We start from the raw sequence: 24,281 nt of genomic DNA, 5'->3' as shown, positions 1-24,281 counted from the left end.
CCCGCTATCCCCGTGCAATCTGCCCGTCCCCCGCACCACCCTTGCCGTATCGAACGCTACAATTGGAGTAGCCGCTACGGTGGGACAGGTGCTGGGGACGAGGGAAGGGCACATGCGATGACCGAGGCGCAGGCGACGACGCGCAGGAAGCGTGCGAACGGGGTGGAGTCGCGGCAGCGCATCCTGGACGCCACCGTCGAGATCGCGGGCGAGCGCGGCTACGAGGGCACGTCCATCGCCGCGGTGAGCGCCAAGTGCGGGCTGCCGGCCAGTTCCATCTACTGGCACTTCAAGGACAAGGACGACCTGATCGCCGCGGTCATCGAGCGCAGCTTCGAGACCTGGCTCGCGGCCGTCGAACTGCCCGGCGAGGAGTCCGGCACACCGCTGGAGCGGGTCGTCGCCATGGCGGGCAACGTGGCACGGTCCCTCGTCGCCGCGCCCGACTTCCTGCGGCTCGGGCTGATGCTCGCCCTGGAGCGACGGCCCACCGAGCCCCGGGGCAGGACCGTGTTCCTCCAGGTCCGCGAGATCGCCGGCCAGAAGATCACCGAGGTGTTCCGGGCGCTCCTGCCGGACCTGGACGAGACCGTCGTGCACACCCTCACCACCTACGCCGTCGCCGGCGCCGACGGCCTGTTCGTGCAGCGGGAGATCAACGGCGACGCCGTCGACCTGGTGGCGTTGTTCGAGCTGCACGCGCGCCTGGTCTACGAGGCGGCGGTACGGACGGCCGCGGCGGACGGGAGCGACCGGGGCGCCGTGGGATGACGTCGACGTCCGGACAGCGCGCGCACGCCGCGCGGTTGCTGCGCGAGGCCGAGCACCATGTGGCCCCGATCGAACCGCTGTCCACCCTGCTGCCCGGTCTCGACCTGGCCGACGCCTACGCCGTCCAGCGGGAGAACATCGCACGCCGGCTGGCCGACGGCGCCTCCGTCGTCGGCCACAAGGTGGGCCTGACGGCCAGCGCGATGCAGCGGCTGCTCGGCGTCGACGAACCCGACTTCGGCCATCTGCTGGACGACATGGTCCACCTCGACGGCGCGCCCGTCCTCGCCGCCCGCTACTGCCGGCCGCGCATCGAGCCGGAGATCTGCTTCCGCCTCGCCCGCCCGTTGCGGGGGCCCGGCGTGACCGTCGAGGACGTGCTCGCGGCAACCGAGGCGGTCGCCCCGACCCTGGAGATCGTCGACAGCCGCATCCGCGACTGGCGGATCACCCTGGTGGACACGGTCGCCGACAACGCCAGCTCCGCCGGCCTGGTCTGCGGCCCCTGGACACCCCTCGACAAGGCCCCCGACCTCGCGTCCGTGACCGCCGAGCTGCTGATCGACGGCCGGAGCGTGGCGGTGGGCACCGGCAGGGAGGTGCTGGGGCACCCGGCCGCCGCGGTCGCCTGGCTGGCCGACACCCTCGCCGCCTTCGGCACCGCGCTGGAACCGGGCCATCTGGTCCTGCCCGGCACGATGACCGGGGCGCCCTTCGTCGAGGCCGGCCGCCAGGTCGAGGCGCGCTTCGGCGGACTCGGCACGGTGTCGGTGACGTTCGTCTGATTCGCGGCACACCGGGCTCGGGAGCGAGCGGGCTGGTGCGGTCAGGGGGTCGGGATACCTGCCGGGCGGTGGGGTGGACGGGCCGGGCGGTCGAAGCGGGCCGGGACGCCCGGCGAGTACAGGACGCTCACCGGCTCCGCCATAGGCTCCGGCAGGCCCGCCGCCGTCACCAGGTCCTCCTCGCACTCCACGAGCTCGGCCCGGTGCAGCGGCCAGCGCGGATGGGCGTTCGGCAGGTACATCGACCGGCCGAAGAAGGCGCTGTGCATGCCCCAGCGCGCGGTCAGGAAGTGCTCCAACGCGGTGGGTTCCCCGATCCGTTCACCCACCCGCACGGTGAGCCGGCTGCTCGCCCCGCGCGGGCCGGGCCACCGGCGGCGACTGGTGTACGTGACGGTGTCGGCACCTTCGTCGATCGCCATGCGGGACCACACGTAAGGCAGCCGGAAGCCGATCCGCGCCACGGCCACCGGCAGCAGCCGGGAGGCGTCGAGCGACCGGAAGACCACGCCCCGCCGACCGTGCGCGTCGACCGAGTAGAGACGGACGTTCGTCTCGGGGAACGTCCCCAGGTAGGGCACGCCCGGAAGCCGGAACCAGCCGACGCGATGCATCCGGAACGCGACCAGACCGACGTAGGTCACCCCGTCCAGGGTGTCCGGGACGGTCCCCGGCGGCAGCAGACCGGCCACGTCGGCCGGGTCCGCGGCCCAGTGCACGAAGGTGAGATCGAGCCAGGACTGGGTGAGCAGGGGCCGCGCTATCGCGTCCGGCGCATCGGGCGTTACGGGAAGCGGGGGAACCGGGGCCTGCGGCTGCGGATGCGGTGTCGACGGCACAACGCCAGTATCGCGACGCGCGGTCGAAAGTGGCGTGCCGGGGTGGTGTTGTGGTCGAGGCCACGTCCCGGGTGCGGGCTCGGGCATGTCGCCGGACGGGGGCCGCGGGCTACGGTTTGCGGAGCTCCCCGTTCTCCTCGCGCACACCTCGGACGGCTCCGTGCTCGCAGATCTCTCCCCCGTCATCGCCGCCACCACCGAGTGGCTGACCCGCGCCTACCCGGCGAGCGGGGGCGCGCTCGCCGCCGCCCTGTGCGAGGCGCAGGCCCGGCAGGCGGTGACCGTCGCGGCCTGGCTGCGCTATCCGACCGCCACGGACGCGGCGCTGCTCGGCGTCGTGGGCCCCGGCGGCTCGGCCCGGCTGGACCGGATCGGCGGCGCGGACGCCGACCCGGACGCGGACGAACCGGCCTGGCGGAGCTGGGTGGACGAGGTCGTGGCGAGCTGGGCGGCCTGTCTGCTCGCCGATCCCGCCCTGGCCGCCGGCGCGGTGGCCGGGCTCGCCGGGGGCGACCACACCCGGGGGACGGCGCCGGACTTCCGGCGTCTGACCGCACCCGACCACCGCGACCGCCAGGCGGCGGCGCTGCTGCGCCACCCCGACCTCCTCGCCTCCGTGGCCGGCCTCCACCACACGCAGCTCCTCGGCCGCCTCGGCCGGGGCCGGGCTCTCATCGCCTGACGACCGCCCGGAGCCGGTTCAGTCGGCCTTGCCGCGCCCGGTCAGCGCGTCACGCATACGGTCGATCATCCCGACGCCCGGGGCCAGCATCTTGTTCGCCGGGGGCTTGTCCGGGGCGGACGGGTGCGGCCGGGTCGGGGCCGTCTTCTTCGCCTTGCGGACCTTGTCGCCCAGGTCGTCGAGGGCGTCCGCCGGACACACCGCGCGCAGCCTCGGGAACAGGTTCTGCTCCTCGTCGGCCACATGCTCGCGGATCTCGCGCATGAGCATGCCGATGAGCCGGTCGAACTCCGGGTCGTCCGCCTGACAGCCCTCCAGGTCCTTCATCATCTGTTCGGCCCGCGCGTGGTCCTCGAGTTCCTTGTCGGCCAGGGCATCACCGCCGGGGACGTGTTCACGCACCGCCGGGTAGAGGTACGCCTCCTCGGCCACCGAATGCCGGACCAGCTCCATCGTGGCCTGGTCCGCGTACAGCTTGCGGTCCTTGGCACCGGACGGCAGTGCCTCGATCCGGCCGAAGAACTCCTCGACCTCGTGGTGATCGGTCACCAGCTCGTCGATCACGTTCCCACCATGACCCATGTCCCACACCTCCAGCCTGCGCGTGGCGGGTCCGGTCCGGAGCCGCCACGCCCCGAGTGCCCGCCGTCGACCGATCGACACGGCACCCGTACGGCCGGGCCGCCCTCCCCGCCCGGCGAGCGACCGGCCGGCCTCGCGTGCCCGGTCCGGGCGCGGCCCGTCAGCGGGATCGGCGGGCGTTGAGCCGGGCGGCCTGGCGGGTCAGGTGGTCGCGCTCGGCGAGGTCGTGCGCCTTCCGGGCCGCCTCGACGTACAGCCCTGCCGCCCTCGGCAGGTCGCCGTCGCGTTCGTGGAGGTACGCCGCCACCGCGGTGTGGCGGGGCAGCGAGTCGTCCAGCGCGGCCAGCGCCGCCAGGCCGGCGCGCGGTCCGTCGGCCTCACCGACGGCCACCGCGCGGTTGAGCCGGACGATCGGGTTGTCGGTCAGGCGCGCCAGCTCGTCGTACCACTCGACGATCTGCACCCAGTCGGTCTCCTCGGCGGTGCGGGCGTCGGCGTGGAGTGCCGCGATCGCGGCCTGGGCCTGGAACTCGCCCAGCCGGTCGCGGGCGAGGGCCGCCTGGAGGATCTCGACGCCCTCGGTGATCGCCCGGGTGTCCCACCGGCCGCGGTCCTGCTCGGCGAGCGGCACCAGACTGCCGTCGGGCGCGGTACGGGCGGCGCGCCGGGCGTGGTGGAGCAGCATGAGGGCGAGCAGCCCCGCCACCTCGGGGTGGTCGATCGCCGCCGCGAGCTGCCGGGTGAGCCGGATGGCCTCGGCCGCGAGGTCGACGTCGCCGGAGTAGCCCTCGTTGAAGACCAGGTAGAGGACGCGCAGCACGGTGGCGACGTCGCCGGGCCGGTCGAACCGCACGCCGGAGACGGTGCGCTTGGCCCGGCTGATGCGTTGCGCCATGGTCGCCTCGGGCACCAGGTAGGCCTGGGCGATCTGGCGGGTGGTCAGCCCGCCGACGGCGCGCAGCGTGAGCGCGACCGCCGACGACGGCGTCAGCGACGGGTGGGCGCACAGGAAGTAGAGCTGGAGCGTGTCGTCCGCCGTCGGCGCGGGCCCGGGCGTCGGCTCCTCGTCGACGGCGTCCTCACGCCGGCGCCGGGCGGTGTCCGCCCGGGTCGCGTCGAGGAAGCGGCGCCAGGCCACGGCGACCAGCCAGCCCTTCGCATCCCGCGGCGGGTCGTCCGGCCAGACGCGGACCGCCTCGACCAGTGCGTCCTGCACGGCGTCCTCGGCCGCCGCGAAGTCGGCTCCGCGGCGGACGAGGATCCCGAGGACGCTCGGGGTGAGGCTCCTGAGCAGGGCCTCGTCCATCGTCGAGGTCACTCCGTGATGGTGGGATGCGCGGCCAGGAACGGGCGCAGCTCGAGCCACTCGTGGATCGGCTTCCCACCCGCCCCGGGGGCGGCCGACAGTTCCCCGGCGAGTTCGACGGCGCGCTCGTAGCTGTCGACGTCGATCACCATCCAGCCGGCGATGAGGTCCTTGGTCTCGGCGAACGGGCCGTCGGTGACCGGCGGGCGGCCCTCGCCGTCGTACCGGACGAACGTGCCCTCGGGGGCGAGCGCCTGGCCGTCCACGAACTCGCCGGTCTCTTCGAGCCGGGCCGCGAAGTCGTTCATGTACTGCACGTGGTCCGAGATCTCCTGCGGCGTCCACTGGTCCATGGGCACGTCGTTGACCGCCGCCGGGGCGCCGCGGTAGTGCTTGAGCAGCAGGTACTTCGCCATGGTCGTTCTCCTCGGTGCTGGTGCGGCCCATTGTGGTCGCGTTCACCACGGGGACGGAGCCGAACACGGGATCTCGACATCGGCGACGAAGGTTTTCCTGTTTTCGTGGAAGAGCCTGGTGGGGACCGTCCGGCGGTGACCCGGTCCCCCGGCGGGACGGTCCCCCCGGCCCCCTCCGCCGGCATCTGGTAGCCGCGCGGGATTTCGGGGATGCTCGAAGGGAACGCGGAACACGCCGGATCCTGGGATCGAGACACTGACCTGCGAAAACAGGGGTCAGAGGCTTCTTTGTCCTCATCAGGAGGTACCCATGAAGATGTTGATCAACGTTGCGGAGACCGTGGTCGCGGACGCGCTGCGTGGAATGGCGGCCGCCCATCCCGAGCTGACCGTCGACGTCGAGAACCGGGTGGTCGTGCGACGGGACGCTCCGGTGGCGGGCAAGGTGGGGCTGGTGTCCGGCGGCGGCTCGGGGCACGAGCCGCTGCACGGTGGGTTCGTGGGGCAGGGGATGCTCTCGGCCGCCTGCCCGGGCGAGGTGTTCACCTCGCCGGTGCCGGATCAGATGCTGCGCGCCGCGGCGGCCGTGGACAGCGGGGCGGGTGTGCTGTTCATCGTCAAGAACTACACGGGCGATGTGCTCAACTTCGACATGGCGGCCGAGCTGGCCGAGGACGAGGGCATCCAGATCGCCAAGGTCCTGGTCGACGACGACGTCGCCGTGACCGACAGCCTCTACACGGCCGGACGGCGCGGCACGGGCGCGACGCTGTTCGTGGAGAAGATCGCGGGGGCGGCGGCCGAGGAGGGGCAGCCGCTGGAGCGGGTCGAGGCGGTCGCCCGGCAGGTGAACGAGAACTCCCGCAGTTTCGGCGTGGCGCTCAGCGCGTGCACCACACCGGCCAAGGGCAGCCCGACGTTCGATCTGCCGGCCGGTGAGCTGGAGCTGGGCGTCGGCATCCACGGGGAGCCCGGGCGGGAGCGGCGGGCGATGATGACCTCCGGCGAGATCGCCGACTTCGCGATCCACGCGATCCTGGACGACATGACGCCCCGCAGTCCCGTCCTCCTCCTGGTCAACGGCATGGGCGCGACGCCCCTGCTGGAGCTGTACGGCTTCAACGCCGAGGTGCACCGCCTGCTGGCCCAGCGCGGGGTGGCGGTCGCCCGTACGCTCGTGGGCAACTACGTGACGTCCCTCGACATGGCCGGCGCCTCGGTGACCCTGTGCCAGGTGGACGAGGAACTGCTGCGGCTGTGGGACGCGCCGGTGAAGACCGCCGGGCTGCGCTGGGGGGTGTGAGGCAGGGACAGGGACAGGCGCTCCGACCGTACCGACCATGCAAGGAGATCCCGTGCTCGACGCCGATTTCTTCCGCCGTTGGATGACCGCGACCGCCGCGTCCGTCGACCGCGAGGCGGACCGGCTCACGGCCCTCGACTCACCCATCGGGGACGCGGATCACGGCAGCAACCTCCGGCGCGGCTTCACCGCGGTGAACGCGGCGCTGGAGAAGGAGGCGCCCGAAACGCCGGGCGCCGTCCTGGTGCTCGCGGGACGCTCGCTGATCTCGACGGTCGGCGGGGCCTCGGGGCCCCTGTACGGCACGCTGCTGCGCCGGACCGGGAAGGCGCTCGGGGACGCGGCCGAGGTGGACGAGGAGCGGTTCGCCGAGGCGCTGCGCGCCGGGGTGGACGCGGTGATGCAGCTCGGCGGCGCCGCGCCCGGCGACAAGACCATGATCGACGCGCTGGTGCCGGCCGTCGACGCCCTCCCCGACGGGTTCGGCGCCGCCCGGACCGCCGCCGAGCAGGGCGCCGAGGCGACCACGCCGCTCCAGGCCCGCAAGGGCCGGGCCAGCTATCTCGGCGAGCGCAGCATCGGGCACCAGGATCCGGGCGCCACCTCGGCGGCGCTGCTCATCGCGGCCCTCGCCGACACCGACACCGACGCGGGCTCGGGCACGGGCACGGGCACGGGCGGGGAGTGAGGCACCGATGAGCGACGAGAAACTGGTGGGCGTCGTGCTCGTGTCGCACAGCGCGGCGGTCGCGTCGGCGGTGGCCGAACTGGCGCTGGGCCTGGTGGGCGGCGGTCCGGCCGTGCCGGTCGCCGCGGCGGGCGGGACGGAGGGCGGCGGCCTGGGCACGAGCGCCGAGCTGATCGCCGCCGCTGCCGCCTCGGTGGACCGGGGCGCCGGGGTCGCGGTCCTCGCCGATCTGGGCAGCGCCGTCCTCACGGTCAAGGCACTGCTCGCGGAGGGCGACGAACTGCCCGACACCGCACGGCTGGTGGACGCCCCGTTCGTGGAGGGCGCGGTCGCCGCGGTGGTGACGGCGGCGACCGGGGCCGACCTCGACTCGGTGGAGGCGGCGGCCGGGGAGGCGTACAGCTACCGGAAGGTGTGACGCGGCGCGGAGAGGCTGCGCCACGGGGGCAGGGTGTGACAGGGCTCAAGGTGTGACACGGGGCCAGGTCAGCCCCTCCGACGCCACGGTGAGGGCCGAGCCCTAGTCCTCTTCGTCCACCTCGGTCGCCTCTGCTGCCTCGGTGTCCAGACTCTCCTGAGCCTCCGATTCGTCCGCCTCGTCCGACGACGATTCCTGAGCCTCGTCGTCCTCCGACGCCGCCAGGTCCTCCTGGTCCTCCCGGCCCGCTCGGCCCTTCGGCTTTTCGGTGTTGGCCCGGCGGTCGCCCTTGGCTGCTGCGCGGCCTTCGCCGCCGGCCCCCGTGCGCCGTGCCGCGCCGCCCTCGCCCTGCGGCGGCTCCGCGAGCCCGCCCGGCGCCCATTCGTCCGCCGGCTCCTCCGGCTCGACCGGCGCCGCCGACGGGCGGGGCTGGTCCTTCGGCGTGCCGCCCACGAAGAGCCGCGCCAGTCGCTCCCCCACCTCCACGGCCGAGGCGTGACTCTCGATGGGGGTCGCCCGGGAGTCCTTGAAGACGATGTACGTGACGCCGGAGGGGGTGCCGCCGCCGCGCGGGTCGGGGCGGATGCCGAGCGCCTTGGCGGTGGCGTACGACGCCTCGCCGATGATCTCGCTCGGTCCCGTGTCGCCGACGACCGCGTACTGCACCCGGTCCTGGTAGACGACGGCCGCGACCGATCCCCCGCGCACCCCGTGGTCTCGGTGGTCCCAGATGTCGCTCACCCCAGGCACCACGATGTAGGGCAGTGTCTCGGCGCTCAGATAGCGCCCGTCGGACTGCTGATACGCCGTCGTGTCGGAGAACAGCGGGTCGGTGCCGCTGTTGCACTCGGGGCCCGGACGGCCGTCGCAGTCGATGTCCATGTCGGCCGTCCAGAACACCGCCTCGTCGGTGCCGCAGACCGGGATCGTGGCCGGCGCGCCGTCGTCCGCGCGGTAGCGGCCGCGCGAGACGGGGGTGCAGTCGCGGACCCGGGACAGCAGGTCGGCGGCGCGGACCGAGCCTTCTTGCCGGGGCGCCGAAGCCCCGAGGGCGCCCGAGGACGGGTGCGGGGCGGCGGGTGAGGTGGTCGGGGCCAGCAGGGCAAGGCCGGCCGCGGCCAGCGTCAGCGACTGGACGCGCACGATACGGAGCCTCTCGTGGGGCATTGACGGACACTCGGAACAATCTGGTGTCGGTCACGCCCCGGGGCCACCCCGAGGGGGCCGTACGGAGCACGGAAAGCGTCCTCGGGGGCCGGACCGTGCGACAGAGGGCCCGGGACCCGGACGCCGTTTCGGCTCCGGGCCCCGGGCCGCTCCGCCGGCGCGGGATCAGCGACGACAGCGGTCCGCGCGACCGGCCTGAACTCACGAGCGCTCAGGGTGAGTTCAGCCGTGAGGAACTTCAGCATACGTAACCCCCGGAAGCGGTCGCCGACGGCGGCCCCTCCCCACCGCTCTCTTGCCCACCGCCCTCTTGATGTGTGCGCACCACCACGTCATATTGGTCCGGACCATTGCCGCCGTGCCGGGCCGGGAGGCGAAGCCGTGCGACGCGTTGTGCTGTGGGTGGTGCTGTGCGGCCTGGTGACGGCTCTGTGCTGCGGGTGCGCGGGCGGAGGCGGGGACGACGGACGGGCGCCGGGCGCCCCGACCGGGGTCACCGCGCAGGCCGGGAGCGCGACCAGCGTGCACGTCATGTGGAACGCGGTCGCTGCCGACCCCGCGGTCAGCGTCTACGAGGTGTACCGCGGTACCGAGAAGGTCCAGGAGGTGCCCGGCTCCGCGCACATGCTGGACGTCGTCCGCCTCGCGCCGTCGACCGCGTACGTCTTCACCGTCCGGGCCCGCGACGGCGACGGGCGGCTCGGTCCGCGCAGCAGGGAGGCGCGGGCCACGACACCGGCGGCCGTCGCGGCGGACCGCTCGCCCCCGACCCCGCCGGGCGCGGTGACCGGCCAGGCCGCCGGGAGCCGGGCCGTCCAGCTGTCCTGGACGGCGTCCACGGACGACCGGAAGGTGGTCTCCTACGACGTCTACCAGGGCGGCGTGCGGATCCACAGCGTCGGCGGGGGCCAGACGGCGACGGTCGTCACGGGACTGCGTCCCGGCGCGCGCTACTCGTTCACCGTCCGGGCCCGGGATGCGGCCGACAACGTCTCGCCCGCCGGTGCCGTCGTGCGCCTGACCACCGCGCCGGGTGCCGACGAGGGGGCGGAGACCGCGCCGTCCGACTTCCGGGCGAGCGCCCACCTCGCCGACGGGTCGTACTACCTCGACCTGTCGTGGGTGCCGCCCCGGGTGGACGGCGTGGTCACGGAGTACCAGATCCAGCTCGACGGGCGGCCGGCCACCTCGCTGGTGTGGGGCGGGACCCCGCCACCGGGGAGGGCGACGTACAGCTTCTACGTGGGACGGGAGGAAGGGGCCGGACACCGGGTGCGGCTACGGGCCCGGCTGCCGGACGGCACCTGGGGCGCGTTCTCGGTGGAACGCACGGTGACGACCGGCGCCCGGCGATAGGAGGCCGCGCCGACGGCAGGGCCGCCGACCGGGCCGCCGACCGAGGCGCCGGCTGGTGCGCCGGTCGGGGCCACGGCCCCGCCGCCCATCGGTCCCTTCGCTCGCCCCCGCGGGTCGCACCGCCGCTCGTGCCGCGGGTCGTGCCGCGGCCGGGGCGCCGGTCGGGTGCCTCTCGGGCCGTGGGTCGGCCGCGGGGACGGGGAGGGCGGTCGGCATGGGCCGTCCGAAGGAATCCGTCACCTGGCCGGTGGCCGTCCGCATGCGGGGCGGGGCCGGGGCGCGTTGGCTGCCCGTGAGGCAGCACGGGCGTACCCGACCTTCGGCGGCGCAAGGGATGTACCGCCAACCGTGCCGCCGCCGGAGGACATCCGATGCGCACTTCCCGTTTCCTCGTCCACTCAGGTCTGACCGTGGCAGCCGCCGCCGCGCTGCCGCTCGCCCTCACCGCTCAGCCGGCCGTGGCCCGGACCTCGGGCATCTCCGTGAGCACGACCGGCTCCACCGTGTCGGTCGTGACCAGCGCCTGCACCCAGATCAACGGCAGCTGGGGCACGGCGGCACTGCTCGGCAGCGCCCAGGCGAGTTTCGCCCAGGGGCGCCAGGTCGCCCTGTCCGGAACGGCCGCCGGCCAGTCCGCCGCCTGGTCCGGCGTCTCCCCGGGCACGTACACCGTGGTCGTCATGTGCTCCAACGGCACCACGGCGGGCACCCAGTCGGTGATCGTCTCGACGCCGGCCACGGCCTCCCCGAGGGTCACGGTGACGCCCACGCCCTCGCGGGGCGTCATGGGGGGCCTCGGTGGCGCGGCTCGCGACTTCGGCCCCGTCGCCATGGGGGTGGGCGGGGCGCTGGTGGGGACGGGGGTCATCGCGGCGGCCTGGTTCCTGCGCCGCCGCTCGAAGCCGTACCGGCTCTGAGTGGTATCGGCTCTGGGCGTACCGGCCCTGGGCGGTATCAGCCCTGGGCGATACCGACGCTAAGCGGTGCCGTCGCCCGCCGCGGGCACGGTGCCGTCGCCCGCCGCGGGCAGCTCCTCGATGGCCTCGGTGAGCCACTGCGTCCAGAAGGTCTCCAGCTCGATGCCCGCGCGCAGGACCAGGTGCTGAAGCCTGGCCTGCGCGCTGTCGTCGCCGGGCGGGAAGTCGCGCTTCTCGATCTCCTCGTACTCGGCCAGCTGCCGCCGGTGCAGGTCGAGATGGCGGCGCAGGTCGGCCTCGAGGCCGGCGGTGCCGACGACCGCCGCGGCGCGCAGCCGCAGCAGCATGGCGTCGCGGTGCGGCTTCGGGTCCTGGGCGGCCGCCGTCCACCGGGCGAGTTCGGCGCGTCCCGCGGGCAGCACCTCGTAGGCCTTCTTCTGCCCGCGGGCCGGCGCCTGTGTCGGCAGCGCCCGGATGTGTCCCTCGGACTCCAGCTTTCCCAGCTCGCGATAGATCTGCTGGTGCGTGGCCGACCAGAAGTAGCCGATCGAGCGGTCGAACCGGCGGGTCAGATCCAGCCCCGACGAGGGCCGCTCGAGCAGGGCGGTGAGGATCGCGTGCGGGAGTGACATGCGGTCATCCTAGGGAGGCGCCGGTACGGTCCTACAGCGCCGCCGCCAGTTCCGTGCCCTGCTGGATCGCGCGCTTGGCGTCCAGTTCGGCGGCGACGTCGGCACCCCCGATGAGGTGCGCCTTCGCGCCGTCGGCGAGCAGCGCCTCGTACAGGTCCCGGCGCGGGTCCTGACCCGTGCACAGCACGATGGTGTCGACCTCCAGGAGCGTGCTCTGCTCGCCGACGGTGAGGTGCAGCCCTGCGTCGTCGATCCGGTCGTAGCGCACGCCGGGAACCATGGTGACGCCCCGGTGCTTGAGCTCGGTGCGGTGGATCCAGCCGGTGGTCTTGCCGAGGCCCGCGCCGACCTTGCCGGTCTTGCGCTGGAGGAGGTGGACCTGGCGCGGCGGGGCGGGGCGCTCGGGGGCGGTGAGACCGCCGGGGCCCTGGTAGTCCATGTCGACGCCCCACTGGCGGAAGTAGGCCGCCGGGTCCTCGCTCGCCTTGTCGCCGCCGTCGGTGAGGAACTCGGCGACGTCGAAGCCGATGCCGCCCGCGCCGAGGATCGCGACGCGGTCGCCGACGGGCGCGCCGTCGCGCAGGACGTCGAGGTAGCCGACGACGCTCGGGTGGTCGACGCCGGGGATGTCGGGGGTGCGGGGGCTGACGCCGGTGGCGACGACGACCTCGTCGTACTCGGTCAGGTCCCCGGCGGCGACGCGGGTGTCGAGCCGTACGTCCACGCCGTGCGCGTCGAGCTGGTGGCGGAAGTAGCGCAGCGTCTCGTCGAACTCCTGCTTGCCGGGGACCTTGCGGGCCACGTTGAGCTGGCCGCCTATCTCGCTCGCCGCGTCGAAGAGGGTGACGTCATGGCCGCGTTCGGCGGCGCTCACGGCGCAGGCCAGGCCCGCCGGGCCGGCGCCCACCACCGCGACCCGCTTGCGCAGCCGGGTCGGGGCGAGGATCAGCTCGGTCTCGTGGCAGGCGCGCGGATTGACCAGGCAGGAGGTGATCTTCCCGCTGAAGGTGTGGTCGAGGCAGGCCTGGTTGCAGCCGATGCAGGTGTTGATGGCCTCGGGACGGCCGGCCGCCGCCTTGGCCACGAACTCGGGGTCGGCGAGCATCGGACGGGCCATCGACACCATGTCCGCGCAGCCGTCGGCGAGCAGTTCCTCGGCGAGTTCGGGGGTGTTGATGCGGTTGGTGGTGACGAGCGGCACGGAGACCGCGCCCATGAGCTTCTTCGTCACCCAGGTGTAGGCGCCGCGCGGCACGGAGGTGGCGATGGTGGGGATGCGCGCCTCGTGCCAGCCGATGCCGGTGTTGATGATGGTGGCGCCGGCCGCCTCGACGGCCTTCGCGAGGGTGACGACCTCGTCGAGGGTCGAGCCGCCCGGCACGAGGTCCAGCATGGACAGCCGGTAGATGACGATGAAGTCCTCGCCGACGGCCTCGCGCACCCGCCGCACGATCTCGAGGGGGAAGCGCGTGCGGTTCTCGTACGAGCCGCCCCAGCGGTCGGTGCGGTGGTTGGTCGGGGCCGCGATGAACTCGTTGACGAGGTAGCCCTCGGAGCCCATGATCTCGACGCCGTCGTAGCCGGCCTGCCGGGCGAGGCGGGCGGCGCGGGCGTAGTCGTCGATCGTGCGCTCGATGTCGGCGTCGGTGAGCTCGCGGGGCGGGAAGGGGCTGATCGGCGCCTGGAGGGGGCTGGGGGCGACCAGGTCCCGGTGGTAGGCGTACCGGCCGAAGTGCAGGATCTGCATCGCGATGCGGCCGCCCTCGCGGTGCACGGCGTCGGTGATCTCCCGGTGCTGCTCGGCCTCCGCGTCCGTGGTGAGCTTGGCGCCGCCCTCGTAGGGCCGGCCCTCGTCGTTGGGGGCGATGCCGCCGGTGACGATGAGGCCCACTCCCCCGCGTGCCCGGGCGGCGTAGAACGCGGCCATGCGCTCGAAGCCGCGCTCGGCCTCTTCGAGGCCGACGTGCATCGAGCCCATCAGGACGCGGTTGGGCAGCGTGGTGAAGCCCAGGTCGAGCGGGCTCAGCAGGTGCGGGTAACGGCTCATGACAGCCCTCCGTGCGCGGTGTCTTCCCTCCATTTCTAGAGGACCGCGCACGGTTTATGCAACTAGTTGCACAATGGGATCGGGGTCATGTGCCGCAGGTCACCGACGCCGCCGCCTCACCGGCTCCGGCGCCGCCGCCTCACCGGCTCTCCAGCATGACGTGCAGCTCCCGCTCCTGGTCTCCGGAGGCCGAGGAGAGGTCGCGCACCGCGAAGGCCGAGTCCAGCGTCGTGCGCAGCCGCTCGATCGCCCAGTAGCTGCCCTGCGCGTCGGCCTCGACGGACGACGAGAGCCGGGCCGGCCGGGCGCAGTCGCGCGTCTCGGTGACCTCGAAGGTGCCGAGCCACACCATCGGGCGGCTCTCGTGGAGCTGTTGCGGCGCCTCGTCGGTGCCGCGGTCCGACTCGAAGCACTGGTTCAGCGTGTCGAACACGATCCGGGCGTCCTCCTTGCTGCATCCGCTGATCTCGACGGAGACGGACTCCTCGTGCGGTCGTTCGCGATCCATCGTGATCGCTCCTCTCGTGGGATGTGACGCGGAAGTGCGGGTTCCCCGCGCACCGCGCCACATCCCCAGAAAAGCACCACTTTCCGAGTGGGACCAGCGACAGGAGGGGCGCCGGAGGTCAGGCCGGCCCCGGTCAGCTCCGGGTGAAGCGGTACGTCTTGCTGTCGGTCAGCACACAGAACCCGGGCGACACGACGATCACCCGCAGGGTGCCGGAACGGCGGTCGTAGTCGATGCCCTCCGCTTCGAACGTGCCCGAGCAGGAGCTGCGCAGCGGAAGCTGACGCAGGGCCGTGACATGCCCGGTGACGTCGGAGCTGCCGTTCGGTTCGGCGGACAGGTCGATCTGGAGGAGGGGCTTGGTGATGCCGAAGAGGGTGCCCGCCGGGTCGTCCGAGGCGCACAGCAGGGTGGTCGGGCCGGTGAAGTCGCAGCCCTGGACATCGCGCACGGCATGGTCGAGGCGGACGGTCGACGCCTGCGGCAGGTTCGCGGAGGGCGAGGTGGCGGAGTTGGCGCCGGGGGTCGGGAAGACGAGGAACCGGGTCATGGTGCCCCACTCGCCGGACAGCATCCACTGACTGTTCGGGGTGATCGCCGCCCAGGAGTTGTTCAGGGCCTCACCGGAGCCGAGCGCGTGGACGTATTCCGACCAGGCGCCGCCGGGCGCCTGCACGCGGAACATCTTCGCGTTGTTCGAGTCGCTCTGGTACGGCTCGACGTAGTAGCCGTCGTAGGAGGCGTCGGGGTCGCCGACGTGGTTCCAGCCCCGGGTGGAGACGGAGAACGGGATCGTGCCGATGCCGGTGTAACGGTTGGCGCTGTTCGCCGGAACCTCGACCGACGCCAGGCCCTGGCTCTCGGTCAGCGGGTCGGCACGGTCGGAGCCGACCTCGGTCCAGGTGTCGGCGGCAGCGGCGGGCGGGGCCGCGGAGAGGACGGTGACCGTTGCCACGGCCAGCGCCAGGAAGCCGGCGCGGGCGGTGCCGGCCGTGATGCGACGGCGGCGGGCAGGACGCAGGGGCATGGGACTCCTCGTCGAGGGGGGTGGGCGAGCTCGGCGGACAGTCTGGCCCGGCCTGATGGTCATGTACAGACCAATCCCATGGACAGGTGCGGGCCTTGAGGAGAACGGCGCGCGACGCCGTACTGGAGGAGCATGAAGAAGGGCGCCCAAGGCGTGGGAGAAAAGGGTTGAGCACGGTAGAACAGGGGAGTCGGCACGGGGGACGGCGTGCCGCGTCGATATGCGGAGGCGGTGCGTGGCATGAACGAAGCCGGATCGTCCGCGGCTGAGGGCGGTGGCCCCACCGGGCCCAGCGGCCTGCTGGACGTGCTCAACGTGGCCTCCGTGGTGCTCGACACCCAGGGGCGCATCGCCCTGTGGAGCCCCCAGGCCGAGGAACTGTTCGGGTACTCGGCCAACGAGGCGCTGGGCCGGTACGCGGCCCATGTGATGGTCCACGAACGGCACGTCGACCTGGTCGTGCAGCTGTTCGCCGACGTCATGGCCACCGGCGAGAGCTGGGCGGGGGCGTTCCCGATCCTGCGCAAGGACGGCACCACCCGGCTGGTGGAGTTCCGCAACATGCGGCTCATGGACGACCGGGGCGACGTCTACGCCCTGGGTCTCGCCACCGACCGGACGACGGTGCGCCGGCTGGAGCGGGACCTGGCGCTGTCGACGCGGATGGTCGCGCAGTCCCCCAACGGCCTCGCCGTCCTGGACACCGACCTGCGCTACGTCTCGGTCAACCCGGCGTTGGAGCGGATCAACGGCGTTCCGGCCGCCGATCACCTGGGCCGGACCATCCACGAGGTGTTGCCCCGGCTGGACGCGGAGGCCCTGGAGGCCGCGGCGCGCCAGGTGCTGCGGACCGGGGAGCCGCTCCTCGACCGGTCCACGGTCGGCCGCACCCCCGCCGACCCGGACGAGGACCACGCCTGGTCCCTGTCCCTGTACCGACTGGAGGACGCCCGCGGCACCGTGCTGGGCGTGGCCGTCTCGGTCGTCGACGTCACCGACCGGCACCGGGCGGCCGTCGAGGCCGAGGCGGCGCGCCGTCGGCTGGCGGTCATCGCGGACGCCTCCACGCGGATAGGCACCACCCTGGACCTGGAGCGCACCGCCTTCGAACTGGCCGACGTGGCCGTGCCGGAACTGGCGGACGTCGCCGCGGTGGATCTGCTCGACGCGGTGATGGCGGGACGCCGCACCAGCCTCGGGCCCGCCGAATCGGCCGTGATCCGCGCCCTCGCGGTGCGCGCCGCCGACGAGCCGGACGCGCTGCGGGCGGCCGACCAACCAGGCCAGGTGGCCCGCTACGCGCCCGACCGGCTCGTCACCGAGTGCGTACGCTCGGGTCGGCCGGTCATGGTGGCCCAGGTCAAGGACGAGGACCTCGGGCGCATCGCGCACTCCCCGGAGGCGGCCGCCCTGCTGGCGCGGGCCGGGGTGCACTCCTATCTGGCCGTGCCGCTCATCGCGCGGGGCGAGGTGCTGGGCGCCCTCGACCTCAAACGGACCCGCAATCCGCTGCCGTTCGGCCGTGACGACCTGCTGCTCGCGCGCGAGCTGGCGGCCAGGGCGGCCATCCAGATCGACAACGCCCGCTGGTACCAGAGCGCCCGGACCACCGCGCTCACCCTCCAGCGCAGCCTGCTGCCGAGCCATCCGCCCGTCACCGGCGGCCTCGAGGTCGCCTCCCGCTACCAGCCCGCGGGCGCCACCACCGAGGTCGGCGGCGACTGGTTCGACGTCATCCCGCTCCCGGACGGCAAGACGGCGCTCGTCGTCGGTGACGTGATGGGCAGCGGGATCGACGCCGCCGCCACGATGGGCCGGCTGCGCACCGCGACGACCACGCTGGCCTCCCTCGACCTCGACCCGGCGGTCCTCCTGGAACACCTGGACCGGATCACGCAGGGCCTGGACCACTCCATCGCCACCTGCGTGTACGCCGTCCACGACCCCCGGCTGGGGAGATGCCGGATCGCCAACGCCGGACATCTGCCGCCGGTGCGCGTCCGCCCGGGCCGTCCGCCGGAGCTGCTCGACCTGCCCACCGGCGCGCCGCTCGGCGTGGGCGGGGTGCCGTTCTCCACGACCGACGTCGACTTCGCCCCCGGCGAGCAGCTCGTGCTGTACACGGACGGCCTGGTCGAGACCCGCACGCACTCGCTCGACGAACGTCTGGAGGCGCTGCTGGCGCTGCTCGACGATCCCGCGCGGCCGCTGGAGGAGGTGTGCGACCTGCTGCTGAGCGCGTTGCACCACCCCGACAACCACGACGACGTGGCGCTGCTCGTGGCGCGTGCGCGCGTCGAGGAGTGAGCGTCCGAGCGACGGCGCCCGTCCGATTCACAGGCTTTTGTTATCGCTTCCTTACCCGGCACCTCGGACAATCACAGTGAGGCGTGGCATCCGTGCCCCCGTCGTGACCGAGGAGAGTGAGCCGTGATGCAGGAGCCGGACAGGCCCGCAGGGCCACCAGAGGTCGAACTGCTCTCGGGACCGGTCGACGGGGAACGGGTCCGCGCGGATCCGCGCACGCCGTGGCGACGCCGGTCGGCCCGCGGGCGGGCGGTGATCGCGGCCACCGCCGTCGCCGTCCTGGCGCTCGGCGGCACCGTCGCGTACGCGGCGACCTCGGGCGACTCCGGGGGCGGCGCGCCGTCCGCGTCCCCGTCCGCGTCCTCCTCCGAGGGGCCGGGCGGACGGCACGGCCACGGCGGCCCGTGGTTCGGCCTCGGCAAGGGCGCGGCGCACGGTGAGGCGACCGTCAAGGATCCCGACACCGGCGACTGGGTCGTCCGCGTCTGGCAGCGGGGCACCGTGACGAAGGTGGCCGACGACCAGGTCACCGTAAAGAGCGAGGACGGCGCCTCGTGGACGTGGACGGTGGGCGCGGACGCGACCGTGTCCGCCGACGGACCGTCCGGCTCCTCCGGCTCCTCCGGGGCGGACGCGCTGAAGAAGGGCGACACCGTCTTCGTCGTCGGCTCCCGTTCCGGCGACACCGACACCGCCGACCGCGTCCTGTCCGGCACCTTCGAGGGCCGTGACGGCGGCGACCGGCGCGGCGACGGCCGGGGACACGGCCCGTGGGACCGGGAGGACGACCAGAGCTCCCCCGGCCAGCGCTCCCCCGGCCCGCACTCCCCCGGGCCCACGGGCAGCGGAGCCGCTACCTGACCCTGGTGCCGACGACCACGTGGGCGTACAGCTCCTCGTCGTCCGCCAGACGCACCGTCAGACCGCTGCGGGTGAACGCCTCGACGGCGGCCGGAGCCTGGCGCTCGCTGGTCTCGACGAGGAGACAGCCGCCGGGGGCGAGCCAGTACGGCGCCTCGGCGGCGACCCGGCGCAGCACGTCCAGCCCGTCGCCGCCGCCGTCGAGGGCGGTGAGCGGCTCGTGGTCGCGGGCCTCCGCGGGCAGCAGGGGGACCTCGCCGGTGGGGACGTAGGGCACGTTCGCCGCCAGGATGTCCACTCGCCCGCGCAGTCGTCCGGGAAGCGCCGCGAACAGGTCGCCGGCATGGGCGTGTCCGCCGTGGTCGGCGATGTTGCGCCGGGCGCAGTCCACCGCCGCCGCGTCGATGTCGGCGGCGTGCAGCTCGACCGGTCCGAGGGACGCGGCGAGCGCGGCGCCGACCGCGCCCGAGCCGCAGCACAGGTCCACGACGACGGAGGCGTGCGGCGCCGCGGCGAGGGCCTGGTCGACGAGGAACTCGGTGCGCCGGCGGGGCACGAAGACGCCCGGCTCGACGGTGATGCGCAGACCGTGGAACTCGGCCCAGCCGACGACGTGTTCGAGGGGCAGGCCCGACGCGCGGCGGGCCGCCATGTCCGCGGCCTCGTCCGGCGTGCGGGCCGCGGTGAGGATCAACTCCGCCTCGTCCTCGGCGAACACACACCCGGCACCACGCAGAACGGCGACCAGGACGTCACGGGACGACGAAGGGGAGGAAGAAGCGGAAGAGGGAGGCACGGAAGCAGCGGAAGGAGGAGACGTGGGACCAGCGGGAGAGGAGGGCGAGGGCGAAGAGGCGGAAGAACGAGGGGGCATGGAGCCGAGAGCCTTTCGGAAGCCGAAGGGCGCTCTCACGGTCGCCTACCGGCGGCGATCCACGCTGCCACGGGAGGAGAGCACCCGACCTGACACTGCGGTAATGGGTCTCACCTCCTCGCTCTCGCGCGACTGGGAACCTCCGCAGCCGGACGGCCACCCTACACCGGAGATCGGATGACGTTCCTGGCACGGAGGGCCTCGCCCACCCCGAGTTGTACTATGCAACTGGGCGACTGAGGGAGGACCCGTGGAAGCAGCCGAGGCCGTGGAGACGATCCAGCGGGAGATGACGAGCTTCGCCCGGCGGGCCCGTGCCTCGGCGGGCCGGCTGCATCCCGAGCTGTCACTGGTGTCCTACACGCTCCTCGGCCACCTGGAGGAGAGCGGCGGCTGCCGGGCAACCGACCTCGCCGCGCACTACGCCCTGGACAAGTCCACGGTCAGCCGCCAGGTCGGCGCCCTGGAGCGCGCCGCCCTGATCGAGCGGCGCCAGGACCCCGAGGACCACCGCGTGCAGGTCCTCGACCTCACCGACGCGGGCCGCCGCATCCTGGCCCAGGTCACCGAGAGCCGCCGCACGGCCTTCCGGGAACGGCTGGCGCAGTGGCCGGAGGCGGACCTGCAGCGGTTCGCCGAGTACCTGGTGCGCTACAACGCGTGGGGCGGGCCGGCCGCCGGGACCGACCTGCCTCCCCCGGCGGCCCCGTGACCCCCCGGCCGGCCCGCTACGCCACCGGGACCGACTCCCGCCCCTCGCCCAGCCGCTCCGGCAGCCGTGCGGCCAGGAAGGCCGTGCGGCGGCGCAGCCGGAAGCCCAGCGACTCGTAGAGCCGGATGGCGTTCGTGTTGCCCGCGCTGGTGTGCAGGAACGGGGTCTCGCCGCGTTCGCGGATGCCGTGGGCGACGGCCAGTATCAGCCGGGTCGCCAGGCCCTCGCCCCGGAAGGCGGGGTCGGTGCAGACCGCGCTGATCTCGGTCCAGCCCGGCGGGTGCAGGCGCTCGCCGGCCAGGGCGATCAGGGCGCCGTCCCGTCGTATGCCCAGGTAGGTGCCGAGTTCGATGGTCCGGGCCTCGAACGGCCCCGGCTGGGTGCGGGCGATCAGGTCGAGGATCTCGGGCACGTCGGCCGGGCCGAGCCGGACCGCCTCGGGTTCGGGTGCGGCGGCCAGCCCGTCGTCGACGAACTGCACGCCCTCGATCTGGAGGGTGAGCTCCCACCCGGGCGGGAGCTCACCGCGGAAGCCCGGCAGCGGGACCTCCGCTCCGGGACCGGCGAGCGCCGCGAGATCCGCCCAGTCGTCCGCGTCCGGCTCGTCCGGCAGCGCCAGCCAGGGCGACACGTCGACGGGGTAGCGCAGCACCCGGCCCCGGCGCTCGGCGAAGTGCGCGTGCGGACCGGTGAGGGAGGCGCGGGCGGGGTTGTCGAGGACGTGCGGGGGTTCGACGGTGCTCATGCGTCCGCTCCGATCTCCAGGACGACCTTGCCCCGGGCGTGGCCGCTCTCGACCTCGCGCAGCGCCTCGCCCGCCCGCTCCAGCGGGAACGTGAGGCTGACATGCGGGTTCAGGTCGCCGCGGACGACCAGGTCCGCCACCGCCCGCAGAACGGCCGTGTCGCGGGCGCGCGCCACCCGGGCGCCGCCGAGCCCCTCGACCTCCTCGGCCGGGGCTCCGGCGGTGATCAGCCGGGAGCGGTCCCGCACCAGGCCGGCCGCCTCGCGCAGCACGTCGCCGCCGACCAGGTCGTAGACGCCGTCGACGCCGTCCGGCGCGGCCCGGCGGACGCCTTGCGCCCAGTCCGGGCCGGACGGCACGTGCACGGCGCCCAGCGATTCGAGGAAGTCCTTCTTGCCCTCGCTCGCGACGCCCACGACCCGCAGTCCACGGGCCCGGGCGATCTGCGCGACGGCGACCCCGACTCCGCCGCCCGCGCCGGTGACCAGCAGCGTCGCCCCGGCCGGCAGATCGAGCTGGAGCACGCCGTCGTAGGCGGTCGCGGCGGCCACGGGGAGGGTCGCGGCGTCGGTGAACGACAGCTCGGCGGGCTTGTGCGCGGTGATGCCGGCGGCCAGCAGCGCGTACTCGGCGTAGCCGCCCGCGACGGCGGTGCCGAACACCTCGTCGCCGGGCGCGAACCCGGTGACCGCCTCGCCGGTCTCCTCGACGACGCCGGCCACCTCGTTGCCCAGGACCGAGGGGAACGCGCGCTCACCGCTCTCGCCGGGACGCCGGTAGCCCGTGCGCTGCTTCCAGTCGACCGGGTTCACCCCCGCCGCGCGCACCGCGACGAGCACCTCGCCGGGCCCTGGCCGAGGGCGGTCCAGGTCGACGAGGGCCTCGGTCTCCGGGCCGCCGTACCGGGTGAAGACGTACGCCTTCGGCATTGCTCCCACTCTCCTTCGCTGGCACCGGACCGCTGGACCGCTGGATCCGGAACGACACGTGCAAGGGCCGGGGCACGGCGGCTATTCCCCGCTCGCGGGACTGTTCATACGGGCTTAATGATCGGCGGGCCGACCGGGTCCGGAGCACGGCTGACATGCACGTACGGTTGATGGCGTGAACAACCGCCGTCCTCCCGTTGGAACCGCATGAACGTCACCCGAGGCTTCACCGGCCGCCCCCGCGTCCACCATCCGGGGCTGCCCCCCGGCCAGTACGACGCGGGCGACGACTGGCCCGTGCTGTCCGCCGAGGTCACGCCCGACCTCGCGCCCGCGGACTGGACCTTCCGCGTCGACGGACTGGTGGCATCGCCCCGCACCTGGGACTGGGACGGGGCGCACGCGCTGCCCGGGTCCGCGTACGAGGGTGACATCCACTGTGTGACCAGCTGGTCCAAGTTCGGGGTGCGGTTCGGGGGGGTGTCCCTGGACGCGTTCCTGGCGGCCGTCCGGCCCGACGCGTCCGCGACCCACGCCGTCGCGTACTCGCACACCGGCTACACCACCAACCTGCCCCTGGCCGACCTGACCGGCGGACGGGCGTGGATCGCCTGGGAGTACGACGGGAAGCCCCTCACGGCCGAGCACGGCGGTCCGGCGCGGCTGCTGGTGCCGCACCTGTACTTCTGGAAGAGCGCCAAGTGGATCGCGGGCCTGCGGCTCCTCGACCACGACGAGCCGGGCTTCTGGGAGCAGAACGGCTACCACGCGCGGGGCAACCCGTGGGAGGAGCAGAGGTACTCCGGTGACTGACACCTCCGTGACCGACACCTCCGTGACCGGTGCCCCGGTGACCGATGCCACGGTGACCGGGACCTTCACTCCCCCGACCCGGTTCGCGGTGCCGGGCCGGATCGCCGTGAGCAACCGGGCCGCCGCCCTGTGGCAGACGGCGACGCTCACCGAGATCCGTCGCGAGACCCCGCGGGCGGCCACCTTCCGGTTCGCGGCGCCGGCCTGGGCGGGGCATCTGCCCGGCCAGCACCTGATGCTGCGGCTGACCGCCGACGACGGTTACACCGCCCAGCGGCACTACTCGATCGCCTCCGCGCCCGACGACGACGGGCACGTCGAGCTGACCCTGGACCACGTGGACGGCGGCGAGGTCTCGGGCTGGTTCCACACCGGGGCCGAGCCGGGTGACGAGGTCCAGGTGCGGGGTCCGCTCAGCGGCTTCTTCGCCTGGCCCGGCGACCGGCCCGCGCTGCTGATCGGCGCCGGCTCCGGGGTCGTCCCGCTGATGTCGATGGTCCGCCACCACCGGGCGCGCGGCCTCGACGTGCCGCTGCGGCTGCTGGTGTCCGCGCGCGGCCCCGAAGAGCTGATCTACGCGCGGGAGTACGGCGCCGAGACGACGCCCGTGTTCACGCGGAGCGCGCCGGAGGGCGTGCCCGTGGGGCGGCTCGCGGCACATCACCTCGCCCCGCTGCTCGCCGAGGAGCCGGCGGGCGGCTGGGAGGCGTACGTGTGCGGCTCCAACGCGTTCGCCGAGCATGCCTCGCGGCTGCTGGTCCGGGCGGGGCAGCCGGTCGACCGCATCCGGATCGAGCGCTTCGGCTGACCCGTCCGGCTGACCCGTCCAGGGACCCGTTTCGGCCGCCCCGCCGGGCCGCTCCCGCCCCGCCCGTCCCCGGCGTCACGGCTGCCGAGGGGCCGACATGAACGATGCGTGAAACGATGTACTCCGAACGGAGTATGACGCTCATGTGGGCACTCGTACGCGTGACGGCGAGGAGGTCGACATGCGAGGCCGGGTGCGGGGCTGGCGCCGGCGGGACAATCCGCTGCGACGCCGGTCGGATGTGGTCGAGGCGTGGACGGCGCTGTTCGTCGCCGTGCTGCTGCTGGTCGCCGTGCCGCTCGCCGGGGCGCTGGCCGGCCGGTGGGGCCATGCCGACGCCCAGGCGGTCGCGGACCGGCTGCGGGCCGAACGCCATCGCGTGCGGGTCGAGGTCGTCGGCCACGTGCCCGAGACCATGCCCTCGGTGGAGGGCGTCAGGCAGCAGACGTTCCCGGTGACCGTGCGGTGGACCCCGCCGGGTGAACACGCGCGGACGGCCACCGCCCGGGTCCCGGCGGGCACGCGCGCGGGCGAGACGGTGAACGTGTGGTTCGACACGCGGGGCCGCAGCGTCGCACCGCCGCCCAACGACACGCTGGTGTGGCAGCACGCCTTCACCATGGGTGCGTGCGCGGCCGGCGGGACCGCCGCCGTGGTGCTCCTCGGGCACGCCGTGATCCGCCGGGTGGCGATGCGGCACCGGCTGGGCGAGTGGGAGCGGGAGTGGGCCCGCACGGAACCCCAGTGGACCCGCCGCAGGCCCGCCTGAAGCTCCTGAACAGGGTCTG

General features: G+C 73.8%; 25 protein-coding genes and 1 pseudogene. 14 read left to right on the top strand and 12 right to left on the bottom strand.

Annotated elements, in window-relative coordinates:
• Positions 1–117: 117 nt before the first annotated feature.
• Positions 118–771, top strand: a complete 654-nt coding sequence (locus tag ACIRPU_RS07730) for a TetR family transcriptional regulator (RefSeq protein ID WP_403863034.1) — start codon at positions 118–120, stop codon at positions 769–771.
• Positions 768–1,556 (top strand): 2-keto-4-pentenoate hydratase, encoded by a 789-nt coding sequence (locus tag ACIRPU_RS07725; RefSeq protein WP_403863032.1) that lies wholly within the window; start codon positions 768–770, stop codon positions 1,554–1,556. The genes ACIRPU_RS07730 and ACIRPU_RS07725 overlap by 4 nt, the downstream gene beginning before the upstream one ends.
• Before the next feature lie 41 nt (positions 1,557–1,597).
• Here the strand turns inward: ACIRPU_RS07725 and ACIRPU_RS07720 are convergent, their stop codons facing one another.
• The gene (locus tag ACIRPU_RS07720) at positions 1,598–2,395 is read right to left on the bottom strand and encodes a YqjF family protein (protein ID WP_403863029.1); all 798 of its coding nucleotides are present in this window, start codon (positions 2,393–2,395) and stop codon (positions 1,598–1,600) included.
• Positions 2,396–2,555: 160 nt separating this feature from the next.
• Here ACIRPU_RS07720 and ACIRPU_RS07715 point away from each other — a divergent pair, with 160 nt between their 5' ends.
• Positions 2,556–3,077, top strand: a complete 522-nt coding sequence (locus ACIRPU_RS07715; protein ID WP_403863026.1) for a hypothetical protein — start codon at positions 2,556–2,558, stop codon at positions 3,075–3,077.
• 18 nt (positions 3,078–3,095) lie between these two features.
• On the opposite strand, the gene ACIRPU_RS07710 is transcribed toward ACIRPU_RS07715, so the two are convergent.
• The 3 genes from ACIRPU_RS07710 to ACIRPU_RS07700 form a co-directional block, all read right to left on the bottom strand.
• Positions 3,096–3,659 (bottom strand): hemerythrin domain-containing protein, encoded by a 564-nt coding sequence (locus ACIRPU_RS07710; protein ID WP_385564257.1) that lies wholly within the window; start codon positions 3,657–3,659, stop codon positions 3,096–3,098.
• Between the two features lie 160 nt (positions 3,660–3,819).
• Positions 3,820–4,965, bottom strand: coding sequence for an RNA polymerase sigma factor (locus tag ACIRPU_RS07705; protein ID WP_403863588.1), 1,146 nt, complete (start codon positions 4,963–4,965; stop codon positions 3,820–3,822).
• 8 nt (positions 4,966–4,973) lie between these two features.
• Complete coding sequence (locus ACIRPU_RS07700; RefSeq protein WP_355701763.1) at positions 4,974–5,381, bottom strand: YciI family protein; 408 nt, start codon at positions 5,379–5,381, stop codon at positions 4,974–4,976.
• A gap of 310 nt (positions 5,382–5,691) precedes the next feature.
• Between ACIRPU_RS07700 and dhaK the strand changes: the two genes are divergently transcribed.
• From dhaK to ACIRPU_RS07685, 3 genes are read left to right on the top strand one after another with little or no spacing between them, the layout of a single operon-like run.
• Positions 5,692–6,684 carry a dihydroxyacetone kinase subunit DhaK gene (dhaK, locus tag ACIRPU_RS07695; protein ID WP_403863022.1) on the top strand — a complete coding sequence of 331 codons (993 nt, stop codon included), beginning with the start codon at positions 5,692–5,694 and terminating at the stop codon, positions 6,682–6,684.
• 52 nt (positions 6,685–6,736) lie between these two features.
• Complete coding sequence (gene dhaL / locus ACIRPU_RS07690; protein ID WP_403863019.1) at positions 6,737–7,372, top strand: dihydroxyacetone kinase subunit DhaL; 636 nt, start codon at positions 6,737–6,739, stop codon at positions 7,370–7,372.
• Positions 7,373–7,379: 7 nt separating this feature from the next.
• Entirely contained in the window at positions 7,380–7,790 is a 411-nt protein-coding gene (locus ACIRPU_RS07685) for a PTS fructose transporter subunit IIA (RefSeq protein WP_385564248.1), read from the top strand.
• 444 nt (positions 7,791–8,234) lie between these two features.
• Here ACIRPU_RS07685 and ACIRPU_RS07680 read toward each other — a convergent pair.
• Positions 8,235–8,933, bottom strand: a pseudogene (locus tag ACIRPU_RS07680) (glycoside hydrolase family 75 protein); the annotation flags it as partial.
• Positions 8,934–9,338: 405 nt separating this feature from the next.
• On the opposite strand from ACIRPU_RS07680, the gene ACIRPU_RS07675 reads away from it, so the two are divergent.
• Together ACIRPU_RS07675 and ACIRPU_RS07670 are read left to right on the top strand one after the other, a co-directional pair.
• Positions 9,339–10,313 (top strand): fibronectin type III domain-containing protein, encoded by a 975-nt coding sequence (locus tag ACIRPU_RS07675; RefSeq protein WP_403863016.1) that lies wholly within the window; start codon positions 9,339–9,341, stop codon positions 10,311–10,313.
• 371 nt (positions 10,314–10,684) lie between these two features.
• Complete coding sequence (locus ACIRPU_RS07670) at positions 10,685–11,230, top strand: hypothetical protein (protein WP_384119559.1); 546 nt, start codon at positions 10,685–10,687, stop codon at positions 11,228–11,230.
• Between the two features lie 59 nt (positions 11,231–11,289).
• Here ACIRPU_RS07670 and ACIRPU_RS07665 read toward each other — a convergent pair whose 3' ends face one another.
• From ACIRPU_RS07665 to ACIRPU_RS07650, 4 genes are all read right to left on the bottom strand, one after another.
• A complete protein-coding gene (locus ACIRPU_RS07665) occupies positions 11,290–11,862 on the bottom strand; it encodes a PadR family transcriptional regulator (RefSeq protein WP_403863013.1) in 573 nt (190 codons plus the stop codon).
• Positions 11,863–11,893: 31 nt separating this feature from the next.
• The gene (locus tag ACIRPU_RS07660) at positions 11,894–13,909 is read right to left on the bottom strand and encodes an FAD-dependent oxidoreductase (RefSeq protein ID WP_403863010.1); all 2,016 of its coding nucleotides are present in this window, start codon (positions 13,907–13,909) and stop codon (positions 11,894–11,896) included.
• 139 nt (positions 13,910–14,048) lie between these two features.
• On the bottom strand, positions 14,049–14,417 hold the full coding sequence (locus ACIRPU_RS07655) for a hypothetical protein (RefSeq protein WP_384119568.1): 369 nt from the start codon (positions 14,415–14,417) through the stop codon (positions 14,049–14,051).
• Positions 14,418–14,550: 133 nt separating this feature from the next.
• Entirely contained in the window at positions 14,551–15,444 is an 894-nt protein-coding gene (locus ACIRPU_RS07650; protein ID WP_403863007.1) for a hypothetical protein, read from the bottom strand.
• Between the two features lie 240 nt (positions 15,445–15,684).
• On the opposite strand from ACIRPU_RS07650, the gene ACIRPU_RS07645 reads away from it, so the two are divergent.
• Positions 15,685–17,751, top strand: a complete 2,067-nt coding sequence (locus ACIRPU_RS07645) for a SpoIIE family protein phosphatase (RefSeq protein ID WP_403863004.1) — start codon at positions 15,685–15,687, stop codon at positions 17,749–17,751.
• A 126-nt stretch (positions 17,752–17,877) separates the two neighbouring features.
• Complete coding sequence (locus ACIRPU_RS07640; protein WP_403863001.1) at positions 17,878–18,612, top strand: hypothetical protein; 735 nt, start codon at positions 17,878–17,880, stop codon at positions 18,610–18,612.
• Here the strand turns inward: ACIRPU_RS07640 and ACIRPU_RS07635 are convergent.
• Positions 18,605–19,486, bottom strand: coding sequence for a putative protein N(5)-glutamine methyltransferase (locus ACIRPU_RS07635; protein WP_403862999.1), 882 nt, complete (start codon positions 19,484–19,486; stop codon positions 18,605–18,607). The genes ACIRPU_RS07640 and ACIRPU_RS07635 overlap by 8 nt on opposite strands.
• A 250-nt stretch (positions 19,487–19,736) precedes the next feature.
• Between ACIRPU_RS07635 and ACIRPU_RS07630 the strand changes: the two genes are divergently transcribed.
• Positions 19,737–20,198, top strand: a complete 462-nt coding sequence (locus ACIRPU_RS07630; protein ID WP_403862997.1) for a MarR family winged helix-turn-helix transcriptional regulator — start codon at positions 19,737–19,739, stop codon at positions 20,196–20,198.
• Between the two features lie 16 nt (positions 20,199–20,214).
• On the opposite strand, the gene ACIRPU_RS07625 is transcribed toward ACIRPU_RS07630, so the two are convergent.
• Together ACIRPU_RS07625 and ACIRPU_RS07620 are read right to left on the bottom strand one after the other, a co-directional pair.
• The gene (locus ACIRPU_RS07625) at positions 20,215–20,943 is read right to left on the bottom strand and encodes a GNAT family N-acetyltransferase (protein WP_403862994.1); all 729 of its coding nucleotides are present in this window, start codon (positions 20,941–20,943) and stop codon (positions 20,215–20,217) included.
• The gene (locus ACIRPU_RS07620) at positions 20,940–21,872 is read right to left on the bottom strand and encodes an NADP-dependent oxidoreductase (protein WP_403862991.1); all 933 of its coding nucleotides are present in this window, start codon (positions 21,870–21,872) and stop codon (positions 20,940–20,942) included. The genes ACIRPU_RS07625 and ACIRPU_RS07620 overlap by 4 nt, the downstream gene beginning before the upstream one ends.
• Positions 21,873–22,079: 207 nt before the next feature.
• Between ACIRPU_RS07620 and ACIRPU_RS07615 the strand changes: the two genes are divergently transcribed.
• From ACIRPU_RS07615 to ACIRPU_RS07605, 3 genes are all read left to right on the top strand, one after another.
• On the top strand, positions 22,080–22,685 hold the full coding sequence (locus ACIRPU_RS07615) for a sulfite oxidase-like oxidoreductase (protein ID WP_355701778.1): 606 nt from the start codon (positions 22,080–22,082) through the stop codon (positions 22,683–22,685).
• Positions 22,686–22,737: 52 nt separating this feature from the next.
• A complete protein-coding gene (locus ACIRPU_RS07610; RefSeq protein ID WP_403863585.1) occupies positions 22,738–23,493 on the top strand; it encodes a ferredoxin reductase in 756 nt (251 codons plus the stop codon).
• 181 nt (positions 23,494–23,674) lie between these two features.
• Positions 23,675–24,262, top strand: coding sequence for a hypothetical protein (locus ACIRPU_RS07605; RefSeq protein ID WP_355702080.1), 588 nt, complete (start codon positions 23,675–23,677; stop codon positions 24,260–24,262).
• Positions 24,263–24,281: the final 19 nt, after the last annotated feature.

Origin of the sequence: Streptomyces sp. NPDC102259 (assembly GCF_044766465.1) — a bacterium.
Taxonomy (GTDB): domain Bacteria; phylum Actinomycetota; class Actinomycetes; order Streptomycetales; family Streptomycetaceae; genus Streptomyces.
This window is presented reverse-complemented; position numbering and strand designations above follow the sequence as displayed.